At 70.3% G+C, this 16,163-nt stretch carries 16 protein-coding genes and 1 pseudogene; 6 read left to right on the top strand and 11 right to left on the bottom strand.

From position 1 onward, the window contains the following. Positions 1–52: 52 nt before the first annotated feature. The 4 genes and pseudogenes from OHA05_RS02950 to OHA05_RS02965 all read right to left on the bottom strand — a co-directional run bounded on the left by OHA05_RS02950 (position 53) and on the right by OHA05_RS02965 (position 3,852). Complete coding sequence (locus OHA05_RS02950) at positions 53–484, bottom strand: molybdopterin cofactor-binding domain-containing protein (protein WP_328859703.1); 432 nt, start codon at positions 482–484, stop codon at positions 53–55. Between the two features lie 88 nt (positions 485–572). Then, positions 573–2,291 (bottom strand): annotated as a pseudogene (locus tag OHA05_RS02955) (xanthine dehydrogenase family protein molybdopterin-binding subunit); the annotation flags it as partial. Beyond that, complete coding sequence (locus OHA05_RS02960) at positions 2,288–3,316, bottom strand: FAD binding domain-containing protein (RefSeq protein WP_313948003.1); 1,029 nt, start codon at positions 3,314–3,316, stop codon at positions 2,288–2,290. The pseudogene OHA05_RS02955 and the gene OHA05_RS02960, both read right to left, overlap by 4 nt. An 11-nt stretch (positions 3,317–3,327) precedes the next feature. Then, on the bottom strand, positions 3,328–3,852 hold the full coding sequence (locus tag OHA05_RS02965) for a (2Fe-2S)-binding protein (protein WP_313948002.1): 525 nt from the start codon (positions 3,850–3,852) through the stop codon (positions 3,328–3,330). A 73-nt stretch (positions 3,853–3,925) separates the two neighbouring features. Here OHA05_RS02965 and OHA05_RS02970 point away from each other — a divergent pair, with 73 nt between their 5' ends. Both OHA05_RS02970 and OHA05_RS02975 read left to right on the top strand, forming a co-directional pair. Beyond that, positions 3,926–4,498: an antibiotic biosynthesis monooxygenase gene (locus OHA05_RS02970; RefSeq protein ID WP_328859704.1), complete on the top strand. Its 573-nt coding sequence runs from the start codon at positions 3,926–3,928 to the stop codon at positions 4,496–4,498. Positions 4,499–4,691: 193 nt separating this feature from the next. Further along, positions 4,692–4,853, top strand: a complete 162-nt coding sequence (locus tag OHA05_RS02975) for a hypothetical protein (protein WP_313948000.1) — start codon at positions 4,692–4,694, stop codon at positions 4,851–4,853. Positions 4,854–4,871: 18 nt separating this feature from the next. Here the strand turns inward: OHA05_RS02975 and OHA05_RS02980 are convergent, their stop codons facing one another. From OHA05_RS02980 to OHA05_RS02990, 3 genes are all read right to left on the bottom strand, one after another. Beyond that, positions 4,872–5,531: a class I SAM-dependent DNA methyltransferase gene (locus OHA05_RS02980; RefSeq protein WP_328859705.1), complete on the bottom strand. Its 660-nt coding sequence runs from the start codon at positions 5,529–5,531 to the stop codon at positions 4,872–4,874. 104 nt (positions 5,532–5,635) lie between these two features. Beyond that, a complete protein-coding gene (locus tag OHA05_RS02985) occupies positions 5,636–6,460 on the bottom strand; it encodes a DUF427 domain-containing protein (protein WP_328859706.1) in 825 nt (274 codons plus the stop codon). Between the two features lie 100 nt (positions 6,461–6,560). Beyond that, entirely contained in the window at positions 6,561–7,013 is a 453-nt protein-coding gene (locus tag OHA05_RS02990) for a MarR family winged helix-turn-helix transcriptional regulator (RefSeq protein ID WP_313947997.1), read from the bottom strand. A 262-nt stretch (positions 7,014–7,275) separates the two neighbouring features. Between OHA05_RS02990 and OHA05_RS02995 the strand changes: the two genes are divergently transcribed. Beyond that, positions 7,276–8,265 carry a hypothetical protein gene (locus OHA05_RS02995; RefSeq protein WP_313947996.1) on the top strand — a complete coding sequence of 330 codons (990 nt, stop codon included), beginning with the start codon at positions 7,276–7,278 and terminating at the stop codon, positions 8,263–8,265. Positions 8,266–8,307: 42 nt separating this feature from the next. On the opposite strand, the gene OHA05_RS03000 is transcribed toward OHA05_RS02995, so the two are convergent. Then, the gene (locus tag OHA05_RS03000; protein ID WP_328859707.1) at positions 8,308–8,871 is read right to left on the bottom strand and encodes a hypothetical protein; all 564 of its coding nucleotides are present in this window, start codon (positions 8,869–8,871) and stop codon (positions 8,308–8,310) included. Between the two features lie 272 nt (positions 8,872–9,143). Here OHA05_RS03000 and OHA05_RS03005 point away from each other — a divergent pair, with 272 nt between their 5' ends. After that, positions 9,144–9,701, top strand: coding sequence for a hypothetical protein (locus OHA05_RS03005; protein ID WP_328859708.1), 558 nt, complete (start codon positions 9,144–9,146; stop codon positions 9,699–9,701). Between the two features lie 84 nt (positions 9,702–9,785). Here the strand turns inward: OHA05_RS03005 and OHA05_RS03010 are convergent, their stop codons facing one another. From OHA05_RS03010 to OHA05_RS03020, 3 genes are all read right to left on the bottom strand, one after another. Next, positions 9,786–11,900, bottom strand: coding sequence for an MMPL family transporter (locus OHA05_RS03010; RefSeq protein WP_328859709.1), 2,115 nt, complete (start codon positions 11,898–11,900; stop codon positions 9,786–9,788). Between the two features lie 218 nt (positions 11,901–12,118). Then, entirely contained in the window at positions 12,119–12,376 is a 258-nt protein-coding gene (locus OHA05_RS03015; protein WP_313947992.1) for a hypothetical protein, read from the bottom strand. Continuing rightward, positions 12,373–12,729: an ArsR/SmtB family transcription factor gene (locus OHA05_RS03020; protein ID WP_313947991.1), complete on the bottom strand. Its 357-nt coding sequence runs from the start codon at positions 12,727–12,729 to the stop codon at positions 12,373–12,375. The genes OHA05_RS03015 and OHA05_RS03020 overlap by 4 nt, the downstream gene beginning before the upstream one ends. A 274-nt stretch (positions 12,730–13,003) precedes the next feature. Here OHA05_RS03020 and OHA05_RS03025 point away from each other — a divergent pair, with 274 nt between their 5' ends. Beyond that, positions 13,004–13,303 (top strand): putative quinol monooxygenase, encoded by a 300-nt coding sequence (locus OHA05_RS03025; RefSeq protein WP_328859710.1) that lies wholly within the window; start codon positions 13,004–13,006, stop codon positions 13,301–13,303. Between the two features lie 460 nt (positions 13,304–13,763). Continuing rightward, a complete protein-coding gene (locus OHA05_RS03030; RefSeq protein ID WP_328859711.1) occupies positions 13,764–16,070 on the top strand; it encodes an ATP-binding protein in 2,307 nt (768 codons plus the stop codon). Positions 16,071–16,163 lie beyond the last annotated feature (93 nt).

Consider the following 16,163-nt stretch of genomic DNA (forward strand, 5'->3'; position numbering starts at 1 on the left):
CGACTCCCCGACGCGACAGCCATGAGCTCATCACTTCTGGCTCGCCCGGGGCTCAGAGCGTGTCCTCGATGGTGATCGGCAGCTTGCGGATCCGGCGTCCGGTGGCGTGGTGAACGGCGTTGGCGATCGCGGCCGCCGCGCCGACCTGGCCGATCTCGCCGACTCCCTTCACGCCCAGGGGGTTGACGATGCCGTCCTCGATCTCGACCAGCTCGATGTCGACGTCCGGCGCGTCCGCGTTGACGGGCACGAGGTACTCACCGAGGTTCGAGTTGACCCAGCGGCCGGTGTCCGGCGACATGTAGTTGGCTTCCAGGAGCGCCTGCCCCAGACCCCACAGCATGCCGCCCATCAACTGGCTGTGAGCCGTCTTGGCGTTGAGCACCCGGCCGGGTGCGAAGGCGCCGGTCATGCGCCGCACCCGGATCAGGCCGAGTTCGGCGTCCACCCCGACCTCGGCGAACTGGGCGCCGAAGGTCATCATTCCGTAGGGGACGTCGGGGGGGCGGCGGGCTCCACTGCCCCGATGCCTCGGCGTCCGACAGGAAGTTGCGCTGCATCAGATCGGTGTACGGGTCGGATGATGTGCCGGCCGTCATGACGCCGTCCTGCACCACCACATCGACGGGGTCCGTGCCGTACAGCGGCGAACCGGAATCGGCGACGGCCCGTTTGATGAGTTGCTCGCGCAGGGCCGTGGCCGCGCTGTGCACGGCCGCGCTGATCATGCCGGCGCCCGCGGAGCCCACTGCCGCGTTGATGTTGGGCAGATCGGTGTCACCGTCCTCGAAACGGCAGCGGTCCACGCTCATGCCGAGACCGTCCGCGGCGACCTGGGCCATCACCGTGGCAACACCGGTGCCGAAGTCGGGGGTTGCGGCCTGGACGACCGCGGTCCCGTCGGCGTACAGACGCGCGCGGGCGCGCTGGGCGTTGGGGAGCGGCGGCACCGGGTACGCGGCGGTGGCCATGCCCGTACCGATCAGCCAGTTGCCCTCACGGCGTGCGCCCGGGAGGGGATCGCGTCCCTGCCAGCCGAAGCGCCGCGCTCCCCGCTCGTAGCACTCCCGCAGACCACTGCTGGACCAGGGAAGCCCCGACATCGCGTCGACGTCGGAGTGGTTGCGCAGCCGCAGTTCGATGGGGTCCAGGCCGAGTTCGTGGGCGAGCTCGTCCATCGAGCACTCGAGCGCGAACATACCGCTCGCCTCTCCCGGTGCCCGCATGAACGTGGGGGTCATGGTGTTGGCCCGGAACAGCCGGTAGACGCCCTCGTAGTTCGGGCAGGCGTAGAGCTGCGAGGAGATGCCGATGGAGGGTTCCGCCCAGTCGTCGAAGTGGGATGTCGGGGACAGCTTGTGGTGCCGGACGGCGGTCAGCCGGCCCTCGCTCGTCGCACCGATCGCCACATGCTGCTCCTGCTCCTCACGGTGTCCCACCGAAGTGAACATCTGCTCGCGGGTGAGGGCGAGCTTGACGGGCCTGCCGACCTCGCGGGCCGCCATGGCGGCGAGCGCCGAGTGGGCATGGATCATCGCCTTGCTGCCGAAACTGCCGCCGACGTAGTGGCCGATGACCCGGATCTTCGACATCGGGATGCCGAGCAGCCGGGAGACGGTCATCTGCGTGGCATTGACCCCCTGGGTGGCGTCGTACAGAAGCAGCTCGTCGCCTTCCCACTCGGCCGTGGTGCAGGAGGGTTCGATGGGGTTGTGATTGTTCGCGGCGTATGTGTACGTGCCCTCCACCCGTATGTCGGCGTCGGCCAGCCCGGCTTCCACGTCACCGCGCTCGAGGCGGCCCGGTACCCAGCCGCCGAAGATCCTCTCGGGCTCGTACGCGTGGTCCCGGCCCTGGTCGAGGGTGGTGACCGGGGCGGTCTCCTCGTAGGAGACGCTCAGCAGCTGCGCGGCGTGCTGGGCGCGTTCCCAGGTGTCGGCGATGACGATCGCGATCTGCTGGCCGGCGTAGTGGACGGTGTCGTCCTGCATCGGGAAGAAGGTCTGCGCGGGTGCCGCCGTGCCGCCGAGCGAGGGCACGAGCGGCGGCTGTTCGGCGATCTTCGGAAGGTTCTGGTGGGTGAGGACGGCGAGTACGCCCTCCTCGGCCTGTGCGGCACTGGCGTCGATGCCGGTGACCCGTCCGGCGGCGACACGGGAGCCCACCACATACGCGTACGTCATGTCCGGCATGGGGATCTCGGCGGAGTAGCGGGCGCCTCCGGTGACCTTGGGGCGACCGTCCACGCGGTCGAGCGGCTGTCCGATGGCAGAGGGGGTGGTCGTGGTCATGACGGGCTCCCGCTCTCGCTTCCGGACGCGGACGCGGTTCCCGTTCCGTTGCTGAGCATGTCGAGGGCGCGGACGATCGCGCGCTGCGCGAGTTCGACCTTGAAGGCGTTCATGGAGGTCGGCCTGGCGGCGGCCATCTCCACACGGGCGGCCATGGCGAAGTTGTCCCGCATGATGGTCGCGCCGATCAGGAAGTCCTCGGCCCGCTCGGCACGCCATGGCTTGGTGGCCACACCGCCCAGCGCCATCCGAACGTCCACGATCCTGCCGTCGGCGACGGACATCGCGGCCGCGACCGAGACGAGCGCGAACTCGTACGACTCGCGGTCCCGGACCTTCAGATAGAGGGAGCGCCGGGCGAGGGGTGTGGGAGGCACCTCGATCTCCGTGATCAGTTCGCCGTGCTCCAAGGGGTGCTCGCGGTGCGGCGAGTCCCCGGGGAGGAGGAAGAAGTCGTCGATGGGATAAGCCCGTTCGCCGCTCGGACCCATCGTGTGCACACGCGTGTCCAGCGCCATGAGGGCCACGGCCACGTCCGAGGGGTGGGTGGCGATGCAGTGCTCGCTGGTGCCGAGCACCGCGTGACCGCGGCTGAAGCCGTCGATGGCCGAGCAGCCGGTGCCGGGCTCGCGCTTGTTGCACGCGGAGTGCGCGTCGCGGAAGTACGAACACCGCACGCGCTGGAGGAGGTTGCCTCCCATGGACGCCATGTTGCGCAGCTGCGCGGACGCACCGAGCTCCAGGGCCTGGGCGATCAGCGGGAAGCGCTCACGGACGACGGGAGCGGCGGCGACCTCACTCATCCGGGCCAGCGAGCCGATCCGCAGGCCGCCTTCCTCGGTGCCCTCGATGCCCGTCAGCGGAAGTTCGTTGATGTCGACGAGCCGGCGGGGATTCAGCACGTTCTGGCGGAGCAGATCGACCTCGGTGGTGCCGCCGGCGAGGAAGTCGCTGGTGGGGTCGCTGCTCACGGCGGCAACGGCGGTCGCCGTGTCGGTCGCGCGGAGGTAGGTGATCGGCCGCACGTCGGGCCTCCCTACGGTTGGTCGCGGACGGAGCGGATCGCGGCCCGGATATGGGGATAGGCGGCGCAGCGGCAGATGTTGCCGCTCATCCACTCCTTGATCTCGGCGTCGTCCCCGGCGTGACCCTCGCGCATCAGCGCCACGGCGGACATGATCTGGCCGGGGGTGCAGTAACCGCACTGGAACGCGTCCTCGGCGATGAAGGCCCGCTGCATCTCGTGCAGTTCGCCCTCGTCGGCCAGGCCCTCGACGGTGGTCACCTCACGGCCCTCGCAGGTCATGGCGAGGGTGAGGCAGGCGAGCACCCGTTTCCCGTCGACCCACAGCGTGCACGCGCCACAAGTGCCCTGGTCGCACCCCTTCTTGGCGCCCGTCAGGTCCAGACGTTCACGAAGGGCGTCCAACAGACTGACGCGGGGCTCGATGTCGAGAGTGTGCTCGGTGCCGTTGATCGACAAGGTGACCCGGACCGGACCGGGACCTCGTTCCTCGAGTGCTGCCCCTCGTTCTGTGAGGGCCGGGCCGCGTGCGGACATAGCACACCTCCAGAGAAAGCACCCCTCCATGCTCATACACATACAAACCTGGCGCAACCGTAAGATTTGCGGTATGAGCCAAAGCGTGCGAGAAGCAGCCCGAGAAGCGGTGACGGTCGTCTACACCTGGGAGGTGGTGCCCGGCAGGGAAGAGCAATTCGAGGAGTGGGCCCACGAGATCGAGACGGAGGCCGCCGCGTTCACCGGCCACCGCGGAGTGACCTGGCTGCACCCGGAGGGCGACAGCCACCGCTACCACGCGGTCGTCCGGTTCGCGGACACCGAGACCCTGGACCGGTGGATGACCTCACCTCAGCGGGCAGCCTGGCAGGATCGCGTCAAACCTTTCGCCCGCTCGGCTCATCCGAAGCTGACGACCACGGGCCTGGAGACTTGGTTCAACGTCCCCAACGGCCCGGCCCGGCCACCGGCGCGCTGGAAGATGTCGATCGTCACGATCGTGGCGGTCTACCCCTTCGCGCTGCTCTACGACGGGGTGTTCGCCGAGTACTTCCACGCTTGGCCGCTCCTGGCCCGCACCCTCGTCTTCCCCGTGATCCTGGCCCCGCTCCTGACGTACGCGGTCATGCCGTTCATGAGCCGGGCGCTGCGGCGGTGGCTGTACCCGGACTATCCGCAGGAATGACGGGAGCTGTCCCCCAGGCCCGCAGCCGACGGCATTACCGACGGGTACGCCGTCGCGGAGCCCGGCAGGCCCGCCGATCTCTGCGTTCGCCGGCAGCGTGACGCCACGGGGACACGACCGCGCCACCCACGCGCCGCGACCGTGCTCGATGCCCCCGGCGCACAGGAGTTGGCGGTGTTCGGGACGGCAGCAGATGATCCACCTCGACATCGAGGTGGATCTGCCCCAGGCCGTCGCCCGCGCCCGGGGCGCCACCCTCGCGGAGGTCCAGCCCCGGGAGGACGTTCCGGTGCCGCTCTGCCCGGTGGGCCGCCCGTTCCGCCTCTTCGCGCCCGCGGACAGCTCCGGCGACTGATGCCACACCTGCTTCCCCTCAGCGGCGGGCGGGCTTCCGAGCCACAAGGTATGCCTGCCGCCCCTGCCGGGGCTTCTCCTCCTCGCTGGGCTCACGGATCATCCGGGCGTCCGCCTCGAGCCCGGCCCGGCTCAGCAGCTCTTCGATGCGGTCGGGAGACACCCAGTACACATCGAGCGAGAGCTCGTGACCGTACGCGTTCTCCAAGTGCCGGTGTCTGTCACCGGCCTTGAAGCCGATCAGCAGATGCCCGCCCGGGGCCAGGACTCGGTGGAACTCGGCGAACACCACCGGCAGCAGCTCCGGAGGGGTGTGAACGATCGAGTACCAGGAGAGGATGCCGCCCAGAGCACCGTCGGCCAGGTCCAGATCGGTCATCGACCCTTCGTCGAACGTCAGGTGCGGGTGCATCCGACGGGCAACGGCCACGGTCTCCGGCGACAGGTCGATGCCGAACGCGTCCACCCCGAGCGAGTGCAGATGCGCCGTCACATGCCCGGGCCCGCACCCGAGATCAGCGACAGGCCCGCCGCCGCCTCGTGTGAGCTCGGCGAATGCGCTGATCATCGCGCGGCCGTACCGGTCGCTCCCGAAGGCGGGAGGCACGAGTTCGGCGTAGTCGGCGGCGACGGTGTCGTAGGCCACGCGTGTGGCGTGCAGGTAGGTCGACTCGGTCATGGCCGAGGACGGTAGCGGGTGTGTACGGTCGCGGTGTCCAGGCATCGAGCCAACTCGCACTCCGCGCCCGGAGTTGCGACGCGGGCACCATCCCCCGCGCGGATTCAGGAACGCGACCGCTTGCTGAAGAACGTGACCGGACGCTCCTGCCGTTCTCCGTCGACGATGATGTCCACCGACTCGTTGTAGAAGGCCACCCGGTCCTTGATGATCTCCACTTGGCGCAGAGGGTCCGGGTAGCTCCATGCGATGTCCGGCAGTGCGGCGCCGTCGCCCTCCCAGGACCAGTACTCCGTCGCCACACCCTTGTACGGGCAGCGGGTGTGAGCATCGGTCGGGGTGAGCAGGTCGAGGCGGACGTCATCCCGCGGGAAGTAGTAGCGGACCGGCAGATGGGTCTCGAACAGCAGAACCGGCGTGTGCGTGTCCGCGACCGTCGTGCCCTCGATCTCGACCCGGACGTGACGGGTGCTCGGCAGGGCATCCACCCGTTTGTGCGGGTCGCGCGGGTGGACGAAGATCTCCTCGTCCTCCTCGTACCAGTGGTCGAGAACATCGTGGCCGAACCATTCGAAGCTGATGTGTCCGGCCAGCTCCTCGCCGGGATAGGTCCAGGCCGCCGCCTTGATGGACTGGCCGGCGAGGGCGAGGTCGTAGAAGACCGTCGCTCCCGCATGCCGGCGCGGGTTGGCAGGCCGCTCCGTCCTGTGCAGCAGATCCGTCCGGACGTCCTCGGCAGGGAAGGCGTACAGAGGCACGGGACGGCCCGGCTCCCACACGAGAACCGGCCGCCGGCTGTCCACGACCGTGACCTCGCCCTTGGTCGCCCGCACCCACCGCTCGCTCGGCTCCCACACCACGCTGTCGATCACTTCGGACCGGCGGTGCGCGGCCGGCAGGGCATCCGAACTGTCGCTGGTCGTCGCCATCGGTCTGCCTCCTCGGTCCGGCACCTGTCCCTGAAACCCAGTGTCGCGCCCCGACCACTGCTTGCGCCGGGCGAAGCGGGCGGCCGGCCACAGGGCCGGGTCACTCGGCCCAGGGCTGGAAGCCGGTGTCGAGCACCTCGTCGAGCAGGGCGCGCAGCCGGGAGGCCTTGCCGGCGCCGAAGGTGTCCTCGAACTGAACCTGCACGGTGCGCCACAGCGGTAGCGCCGTCTTCAGGCGGGCGTTGCCCTCCGGCGTGAGCGCGACGATGCGCGCCCGGCGATCGGCTGCCGAGCGCTCGACGGTCACCAGCCCTTCCCGGGCGAGCGGCTTGAGATTGGTGGCCAGTGTCGTGCGGTCCATGGCGATCATGTCGGCGAGGTGGGTGATCGTCGTCTCGCCCTCGTTGCTGAGCTTCTGGAGGATGCCGAACTGCGTCGCGCGAAGGCCGACCGGGGCGAGGGCCTTGTCGTACGTCGCACCGAGATACCGGGCCGCCTTGCGCAGGGCCATGCTGTTGCAGGCGGGGGCCGTCTGTGCGGGCGTTGCGGCCATGATCTCCTCCGTAGCTTCACCGAGACAATAAGAGTATATGCACCTAATCGAAGAAGGCGGCTCGATCGCGGCGCGAGGCACACACTCGGGGCAGGTCCACGTCGGATGCCCATCTTTGCGATTTCAGAGATACGAGCATATGCTCGTATCTCCGCAGGTTGCTCCCGCCTGCCGTCCGCATTCCTCCTCCGCCCCCACGAGAGAGCCCTTCATGACAGTTCCCGCCGGATCCGTGACCGAGCGTCATCAAACGCCCCCCGCGGTGGCCGAGACATCGTCCAAGCTCAGTTCGGACAACCGTCGGCCGCCGGTGCGGGCATGGCTCCAGCCGACGGTGATCGCGCTGATCGTGGTGGCGGCGTTCATCGCGTGCTACGTCGGTCTCCAGCGTGACCCCCAGCCCCACCAGGTCCCCGTCGCCGTCACCGGGTCCGACCTGCCGGGCGAGATACGTCAGGCTCTCGGCGAGGCCGTCGAGGTCCACCCTGCGACGGACGCCGACGCGGCCCGGAGCGCGCTGGTGCACAACAATGTCGTCGCCGTGCTCAGCGCCGACGGACCGGACCAGCTGCGGCTGGAGGTCGCCGGGGCGGCCGGAGCGTCCACGACCGCGGCCGTGAGCGGCCTCGTCGATGCGTACGCCCACGGCGCGGGCGCACATGTGACCACCGAGAACGTCGTGCCGCTGGCGCACTTCGACTCGCGGGGACTGGCCGGCTTCTACATGGCCTTCGGCGTGACGCTCGCCGGTTTCGTGCTGGGCTCGAACGCTCTCGGCCTCGTCAGCGTCCTCCGTCTGCGCCACCGGTTCTGGCTGCTGACGGGCGCCTCCGCGGCCATCGGCACCGTCGCGGCGGTCATCTCCGGACCCGTCCTGGGAGCAGTTCCGGCCCCGCTGCTTCCACTGATCCTCACCCTCACCCTCTTGGCAGCTGCCGCGGCCTTCACCACCAAGTTCCTCGGCACCGCTCTCGGGCCTGTCGGGCTCCCGGTCACCACGCTCCTGCTGCTCACCGTCGGCAATGCGACCAGTGGTGCCGTCATCGGTGCCGATCTGCTCCCCGCCCCCGCCCGGATCATCTCCGCGCTCCTGCCGCCCGGGGCCGCCGTCCGGGCCATCAACGACCTGAGCTACTTCAACGGCGCACACATGTCAGGCCCGCTCATCACACTCACCCTGTGGGCTGCCATCGCCGCGATCCTGCTCGCCCTGCACCCTCGGCTGCTCCAGCGGCGCAAGGCCGCCGCCTGAGCCGTGGCGGACGTGCGGCGGACCCGTGGCGGCCGGACCGGCTCAGCCGGAAGCACCCGCGGGAGGGGGTCCCGGGCAGCCGACAGCAGCGGCGACGCGGCCTGCGAGGTCCTTGGTCAGCTCGATGCGCTTGCCGGCATCACGCGGGCGAAGGACCTCGAGATGGAGCAGAGCGCTCTTGCAGGTCCACCAGGCTGCCGCGCCGTCCTCGTCCTGATCCGGATCCACGGCACCCTTGCCTCCGGCAGCGGTGAAGCGCCTGTCCGCCGGTCGTTCGGCGAGCTGTGCCGCGGCGTTGACGACCCGGTCGGCCGGCGGGACCTCGGCCAGGAACCGGCCGATCTGCTCGTCACCGGAGTACACAACGCATCTCGCGGTGGCGGTGGTGTACGCCGTCTGCGTGGGCTTCGGCAGCGGCAGTCCGCCGCGCAGCCGGCCCGACAGATCGCCGGCGCCCGTCGCGTCGAACCACCAACTCGCCATGGTGACACCGCACAGCCTGGCCTCGGGGGACGGTGGTTCCGCGTCTTCCTCGGCGCAGGCGGTAGCTGTCAGGAGCAGGGGCAAGGCCGCGAGCGGCGCTGCCCATCGGCTGACTCGACGCATGTGTTGATCCCCCGAGGTAGGGCATGGCACCGGTGCGAGGCGTCCGTACGACGACGAGCGGCCCTTCCCGCTCCCCCACATCACGAGGAACGTCGAACGCCCGTCGTCGCGTCCGGTTCACGACTGAAACCGTGCCGCCGGTTCCGCCGGGCGTTCCCTGAACCCCGCGCCCCGGGCTCGGCCGGTCGCGTACGCCCCGGTGTCGCCGGCGAGGTGACGGGCAAGCTCCCTTCGCACAGAAACTCGCGGACAGGGCAGGCCAGGTGACGTACATGCGGGCACGGCGCATCGTGGGTGTGGTGGCGGTGCTGCTGGCGGTGGCCGGCTGCGGCGGCGGGCCCGTGGCGGACGCGGAGGATCCCCCGGCCTCTCCCACCGCCCCCTCGCATGCTCCCTTCGACGAGCAGGTCGTGATGGACGGAGGCCGACGCGTCGGTATGTACTACAGCCCCGGCCGCGGCCTCATGGAGCAGCACGTCGACCCCGGGGCCACGGCATGGAGCAAGCCCCACCTGGTGCACAGGACCACCGCTGACCCGTGCGGGAGCATGAAGCTCACGGCGTTCGGCGGTGTGGTGGCGGTCATCGCCGACTGGGGCCCCTACTGCGCCGATGGGGAACCACCGACCGAGTCCCTCGCCGCGGTCGGGGAGACGAACCGGTTGGCATGGCACACCGAGGTGACTGAGAACTTCGACGGCTGGGAGAAGGTCACCGCCTCGGGAAACGCCCAGCAACTCACCTTCACCAGACGGTCCGTCGAGTGGCTGACACAGCTCCGGTGGGACCGGGCGAGCGGCTTCGCGAAGGTGGAGGACATCCGTCGCTGACGAGGCGCGGGGATCGACCGGCAGCCCCGACGGGAGAGCCGGCTGCCGGACCGCGGTCCGGCAGCCGGCTCTCCCGCCTCGGGTTCAGGCATGTTCCGGCGTCAGCCCTGCCTCCTGCCGCGTGGCGGCCTCCCCGGGCTCCGGGTCCGGGTCGCGGAAGAGGCGGCCCGGCCACCAGAACCAGCGGCCCAGGTCGAGGGCCAGGGCCGGCACCAGGACCGTGCGGACGAGGAAGGTGTCGAGCAGGACCCCGATCCCGACGATGACGCCCATCTGCGCCATGGTCACCAGTGGCAGTCCCGCGAAGACCGCGAACGTCGCGGCGAGGACGACGCCGGCGGAGGTGATGACACCTCCGGTGCTCGTCAGGCCTTCCAGTACGCCGCGGCTGCGGCCGAGACGGATGGATTCCTCCCTCACCCGGTGCATCAGGAAGATGTTGTAGTCGATGCCGAGGGCGACGAGGAACACGAAGCCCATCAGGGGAATGGACCAGTCGACCCCGGCGAAGCCGAGTACGTGCTCGAAGACGAGGTTCGAGGCGCCGAGCGCCGCGAAGTACGAGAGCACCACCGTGGCGAGCAGCAGCAGCGGGGCGACGACGGCGCGCAACAACCAGGCCAGGACGAGGAGTACGACCAGGAGCACCACGGGGATGACGGTCCGCAGGTCGCGGTCCGCGGCCCGCTGGGTGTCCAGGGTCTGGGCGGTGGTGCCGCCGACCAGGGCATCGGCGCCGGACACGCGGTGGACGGCACCCCGTACGCCGTCGATGGTGTTCTTGGCGGCCGGGCTGTCCGGGGTGTCCTTCAACACCACGCCAAGAGTGGTCAGTTCGCCGTCGGAGGTGCGATCGCCGTCCTCGACGCGGGCGACGCCCGCGACCGCCGCCGCGGCGGTCTTCACCTGGGGCGCCTGGGCGGAAGCGGTGACGATCGTCGCCGGGTCGGAGGCGCCCGACGGGTAGTGCGCGGAGATCCGTTCCTGGGCGATGACCGACTCGGGCTTGTCCTGGAACATCTCGGACTGGGTGAGGCCCATGCTGATGCCGAAGGCGCTGAGCGCGAGCACGCCGGTGACGGCGACCGACATCATCCAGGACCAGCGGGGACGCCGGGCGACGGCGGACCCGATGCGGGACCAGACGGTGGTCGCCTTGCGGGCCGGTGTGCCGAACCGCGGGACGAACGGCCAGAAGACCCAGCGGCCCGCGATCACCAGCAGCGCCGGGAGAACCGTGATCATCGCGATGAATCCGCAGATCACTCCGACGGCTCCGACCAGACCCATGGAGCGCGAGGAGTTGATGTCGGCGAGCGAGAGGCAGGCGAGTCCGACCGCGATGGTGCCGGCGGAGGCGAGGATCGCCGGACCGGAGCGGCGGAGCGCGATGGTCATCGCCCGGTGCCGGTCCTCGTGGCGGTGCAGTTCCTCACGGTATCGGGCGATGAGCAGCAGGGCGTAGTCCGTTCCGACGCCGAAGACCAGGACCATCAGGATGCCCGCGCTCTGCGGGTCGACAGGCAGATGGGCGTGCTTGGCGAGCAGGTACGTGCAGACCTGGGTGAGAACGGCGGCGAAGCCGACCGACATCAGCGGGAAGAGCCACAGGACCGGACTGCGGTAGGTGATCAGCAGAAGGGCGGCGACGACGAGACCGGTGGCGATCATCAGGGTGGAGTCGAGCGAGTCGAAGACGGCCACCTGGTCGACGAGCGAGCCGGCGGGGCCGCCGACCTCGACCTCCACGCCGGGTGGTGCGTTGGAGCCGGCGATGTCCCGCAACTCCTTGACGGCATCGGTGACTTCACCCTTGGTGTCGAGGGGGACGACGGTCATGAGAGCGTCGCCGTCCTGCGACCGAAGGGGCAAGGTCACCTGCTCGCCCGACGCGGCGAGGCGGTTGAAGGCACTGCGGTCGGCCGTCGCCTTCGCGGAGGTCGCTGCCGCGTCCGTGCCGGTGTAGACGATGACGGCCGGCATCAGCGCGTCGTCACGGAACCTCTTCAGCTCGGTGTTGACCTGGGCGGATTCCGCACCGCGCGGCAGGAAGGCGTTGGGCCCGGTGTCCTCGACGTCGCCGAGCTTGCCGGCCAGCGGGCCCAGCGCAACGGCGAGGATCAGCCACGCGGCGAGGACGAGCCACTTGGTGCGTCGGCCGCCGGGGGCGGTCGCCACCCGCTTGAACAGCGCTTTCATGAGTAGTCTCCTGGATGTGGAGTGCTGCCGGTCGATGACCGGCTCGGGGCGCACAGGACCCGCGCCGCGGCGTGATGGTTTGCCGACCTGCCGCGGTGTCCGGGTGGGATGTGCCTGGGACGAGTTCTCCATGGACACGGCCGGGAGTTGGCGCTCCCGGCCGTGTCACTGCTGCGGTACCGACGGACGTGCCGCGCTTCCGTACCGCCTGCGTACCGCTACTCGATCTCGCGCATCATCTTCTCCATCGACCTGATCGAGGTGCGGGCCTGCGTCAGTTCGTCGAGGGTGCGGCGGTGCAACTCGACGTTGTCCTCGAGGAGTTGCGCGTATTTGCCCGCGAGCTCCTTGTACTGCTGCTCTCGGGATGCCAGCATGCGCGCCCGCCAGGTCGCGGCGATCTGCCACACGACCACGATGAGGAACAGGAAGACACCGCCGGCGCCGGCCACTCCCGCCCAGTCCGCTCCGTTCATCGCGCAGTCTCCTTCACGGTCTCTCTCGCTTCCTCGGTGATCGTCCGCGCCGCCTCGGCGACGGTCTCGGGGGTCAGTGCGTAACAGAAGGGCGTCACCTCGAAGTACTTCATGGCCTTTCCGCCCTCCGACAGCTCCAGCTCGCCGGTGACGAGCCCCGCCGCCTCCAGTCGTTGCAGGTGCATGTGCAGGAGCGGGCGACCGATGCCGAGTTCCCGGGCGAGACGGCTGACGTAGTTGCGGCCTCCGTCGACGAGGGCGGCGATGATCCGCATGCGATGCGGATTTCCGAGCGCCCCGAGGATCTTCAGCAGTTCGTCCCCGCTCGGCTGCGGGTCCGGGACTCCGGTCATCGGGGCTCCCCTCCTGCGTACCTGTCACTCAAAGCTGACACCCCTCTCGGACACCTGTCAAAGGAAGCTGACACATATCAGGGAAACCTAGGGGAAGGGTCAGGGGCGACTCCGGGTGCGGGCCCACAAGCGCGGTGTGCCGCGGTGCGGCCCGGCCCGATCGGGGGATGGCCGGGCGATCAGTTTCGGGAGCGTCGCCAGTCGGTACTGGTGGGGCCGCCACCCTGTCGGCCGTGCCGGGGCCCGGAGCCCTGGGGACACAGGAGGAGTGAAGATGACCGTGGCAGTGATCGTCGCCGGGACGGTGCACGTGGAGCCGAGCGAGCGGGACCGGTTCGTCGAGGGCCACCGCGACATCGTCGAGCAGTCGCGCCGGGCGCCCGGCTGTCTCGACGTGTCGATCTCGCCCGATCCGGTCGACGCGGGGCGGGTGAACATCTTCGAGCACTGGGATTCGCAGGAGACGCTGGACGCCTGGCGGGCCGTCGCTCCGCCTCCCACCACCTCGATCGACGCCCGGGACGCCCAGGTGTTCAAGCACGACATCGCCAGGTCCGGGCCGCCGTTCGACTGATGGGCGGCCGCCGCGCACGTCCGGGCTCGCCGCCCGGGCCGCGGCAGGCGCCGTTACGCTCATGACCCGTCGCCGCTAGAGTGACGGCTCGAACAACCATGAGCGAATGCAAGGGCGTTGATGCTGGAAACGGCGCCCGCAGTCCGACACAGCGCCTGACGGAGAGTAGGGGCCCGTGCCGTCCGCGACCGGTCACTGCGCCATCTGTGGAGTGGGCCTGGACGTCGGGCCCACCAAGGCCGGCGGTCGCGTGGGCCGCCCCGCCCGATACTGCTCCAGCGCATGCCGGCAACGCGCTTACCGGCAACGGGCGTCCGCGGGCCGGAGCAAGAAGGCCGCCTCGACGCCTTCGCCACGACCGCAGCAGGAGTCCGCGCCGGAGCCCGCAGGCGTACGGACAGGGACGCCACCACCAGGGGCGCCCGATCCGGATCATCCCGCCGCACACGCACCCGGGACGGTGGGCCGACTGCCCCTTCCGCTCGACAGTTTCGTGGGCCGCGATACCGAACTGGGCGAACTTCAGACCTTGTTGTCGCGCCACCGGCTGGTCACGCTCACCGGGCCCGGCGGCGCCGGCAAGACGCGGCTGGCCGTGGAACTGGGCCTGCGGGTGCAGCCCCGCTACCCGGACGGTGTGTGGCTCGTCGAACTGGCCGCCCTCACCGACGGTGCGCTGCTCGTCCAGAGCGTCGCGGACTGCCTGGGCATCTCCGAGGAAGTCGGCCGACCCATACTCGACACGGTCACCGACACGCTCGCCCCGCACCGGGCCGTGCTGCTCCTCGACAACTGTGAACACCTCGTCCTGCCGGCGGCACGGCTCACCGAGGCGCTGCTGAGCCGCTGCCCGCACTTGCGGGTGCTGACGACGAGCCGGGAGCCGCTGGACGTCCCGGGCGAGACCGTCGTACGGGTGGGCGAACTGCCGCTGCCGGGCTCCCGCCGGAACCGCACACGTACCGACCTGCTCACCTCGGCCGCCGTCCGGCTGTTCGTGGAGCGGGCACGCGCCGCCGCTCCCGACTTCCAGCTCACCGACGAGAACGTGGACGACGTCGCCGCCCTGTGTACCCGGCTGGACGGGATACCGCTGGCCATCGAGCTGGCGGCCCGGCGCGTGCGGCTGCTGACAGTGGCGGAGATCAACGCCCGGCTGGACGACCGTTTCCGCCTTCTCACCCGTGGCTCACGGACCGCGGCGGACCGGCACCGGGACCTGCGAACCACCATCGAGTGGAGCCACGACCTCCTGGAGGCGCACGAACAGGCGGCGATGCGGCGACTGTCGGTGCTGGTCGGCGGGTTCGGCCTGAGCACCGCGACGGCCGCGTGCGCCGACGGGCGGACCGTCCTGGCGGAGGACATGATCGACCTGCTGGCCGATCTGGAAGCGCGCTCTCTGATCGTGCCGCAACGAGCGTCGGCGGCCAACCGCTTCCGACAGCTGGAGTCCATCCGGATGTACGGACGCGAACGGCTGGACCTGGCCGACGAGACCGACGCCACGTTCGACCGGCTGGCGAGCCATCTGCTGCGGCTCGCCGAACCGATCGTCGGTGACGACATGCTGCACTGCTACGAGGAGCTCGAACCGCTCGACATCGAGCGCGCCAACCTCACCGCGACCGTGGACTGGGCGGCACGCGTCGGCGACAGCCGTCATCTGCCGCTCGCGGCCGCCCTCGGCCGGTGCTGGCGGCACCATGGACAGGCCGCCGAGGGTCGCGCGCTGCTGCGGACCGCGCTGGAGAGCACCGGTCCGGCGCATCCGGCCCGGGTCGCGGCACTCGAACAGGCGGCAGCGCTGGCCGCGGGTCAGGGAGATCACACCGAAGCCATGGCTCTGGTGACCGAGGCGACCCGGCTCGCCCTCGGGTCGGGGCACCCCATCCCGCTCGTCCGGGCTCTGGGCACGCTGGCCCGGGTCCATCTGTCCTGCGACCGGAACGCCGACGCCTATGCCGCGTCAGCACGGTGCCTGGAGATCGTGGAGCCGCTCGGCCGTCCCCTGGACACCGCCGTGTGTCTGCACAATCTGGCCTGGACGGCACTGCAGTGCGGCAACACGGACCGGGCAGGGGAGCTGATGGAGAGCTGTCTGCCCCTCTACCGCCGGCACTCCCCGCACCCGCTGCCCCCGGAGTGGTTGCACACCGCGGGTGCCCACGCGCTGGCGCGCAAGGACGCGAAGGCCGCGGAGCAGCATCTCCGCCAAGGACTCCGGGCCTATCTGGTCTCGGCCGACTCCGGAATCCTCCCGGTCACCGGCGTGCTCACGCTGGAGAGCCTCGCGGTGGCCGCCTCCCAGCGCGAGCAGCCCCGCCGCGCGCTGCGACTCGGTGCGGTGACTTCGGCTCTGCGGCGGGCCCGTCGACTGCACAGCGACCCGGCCACGGAACGTGAGCTGCGGCAGGCCCTGACCGAGGCCCGCGCCCGCCTCTCACCGGCCGGCGCGCGGGAGGCCGAGCGGGAGGGACATGCGCTGAGTCTGCCGCGGGCTCTCGACTACGCGGTGCACGACGTGTGGCAGGAGCATGGCGACGGTCCCCTGCCGCTGACCGACCGCGAGCGCGAGATCGCCCGGCTCGTGGCGGTGGGGCTGACGAACCGTGAACTCGCCCAGCGGATCCATGTGTCCCAGCGGACGGTGGAATCGCATCTGGAGAACATCCGCGCCCGTCTGGACCTGCGGTCGCGTGCGCAGTTGGCTGCGTGGGCGACGCGGCATCTGGGTGCCGGAGCCCCGGACTCCGCTCGGGGCTGAGATCCGCCCCAGGGGGGTGATCCGGTTCCGGCGCCGATCTGCCGACGGACCGATTGCGGGGGCGGTCTTCTCTCGGGCCGGTTCCGGAGCGCT

The organism is Streptomyces sp. NBC_00306 (assembly GCF_036169555.1).
Taxonomy (GTDB): domain Bacteria; phylum Actinomycetota; class Actinomycetes; order Streptomycetales; family Streptomycetaceae; genus Streptomyces; species Streptomyces achmelvichensis.

Bases quoted from the DNA above. Each gene is read 5' to 3' on its own strand.
- OHA05_RS03020 (WP_313947991.1), bottom strand. From the start codon at position 12,729: ATGACCGGAGTCCCGGACCCGCAGCCGAGCGGGGACGAACTGCTGAAG.
- OHA05_RS02975 (WP_313948000.1), top strand. From the start codon at position 4,692: ATGATCCACCTCGACATCGAGGTGGATCTGCCCCAGGCCGTCGCCCGC.
- OHA05_RS02965 (WP_313948002.1), bottom strand. From the start codon at position 3,852: ATGTCCGCACGCGGCCCGGCCCTCACAGAACGAGGGGCAGCACTCGAG.
- OHA05_RS02985 (WP_328859706.1), bottom strand. From the start codon at position 6,460: ATGGCGACGACCAGCGACAGTTCGGATGCCCTGCCGGCCGCGCACCGC.
- OHA05_RS02990 (WP_313947997.1), bottom strand. From the start codon at position 7,013: ATGGCCGCAACGCCCGCACAGACGGCCCCCGCCTGCAACAGCATGGCC.
- OHA05_RS03015 (WP_313947992.1), bottom strand. From the start codon at position 12,376: ATGAACGGAGCGGACTGGGCGGGAGTGGCCGGCGCCGGCGGTGTCTTC.
- OHA05_RS03010 (WP_328859709.1), bottom strand. From the start codon at position 11,900: ATGAAAGCGCTGTTCAAGCGGGTGGCGACCGCCCCCGGCGGCCGACGC.
- OHA05_RS02950 (WP_328859703.1), bottom strand. From the start codon at position 484: ATGATGACCTTCGGCGCCCAGTTCGCCGAGGTCGGGGTGGACGCCGAA.
- OHA05_RS02970 (WP_328859704.1), top strand. From the start codon at position 3,926: ATGAGCCAAAGCGTGCGAGAAGCAGCCCGAGAAGCGGTGACGGTCGTC.
- OHA05_RS03005 (WP_328859708.1), top strand. From the start codon at position 9,144: ATGCGGGCACGGCGCATCGTGGGTGTGGTGGCGGTGCTGCTGGCGGTG.
- OHA05_RS03025 (WP_328859710.1), top strand. From the start codon at position 13,004: ATGACCGTGGCAGTGATCGTCGCCGGGACGGTGCACGTGGAGCCGAGC.
- OHA05_RS02980 (WP_328859705.1), bottom strand. From the start codon at position 5,531: ATGACCGAGTCGACCTACCTGCACGCCACACGCGTGGCCTACGACACC.
- OHA05_RS03000 (WP_328859707.1), bottom strand. From the start codon at position 8,871: ATGCGTCGAGTCAGCCGATGGGCAGCGCCGCTCGCGGCCTTGCCCCTG.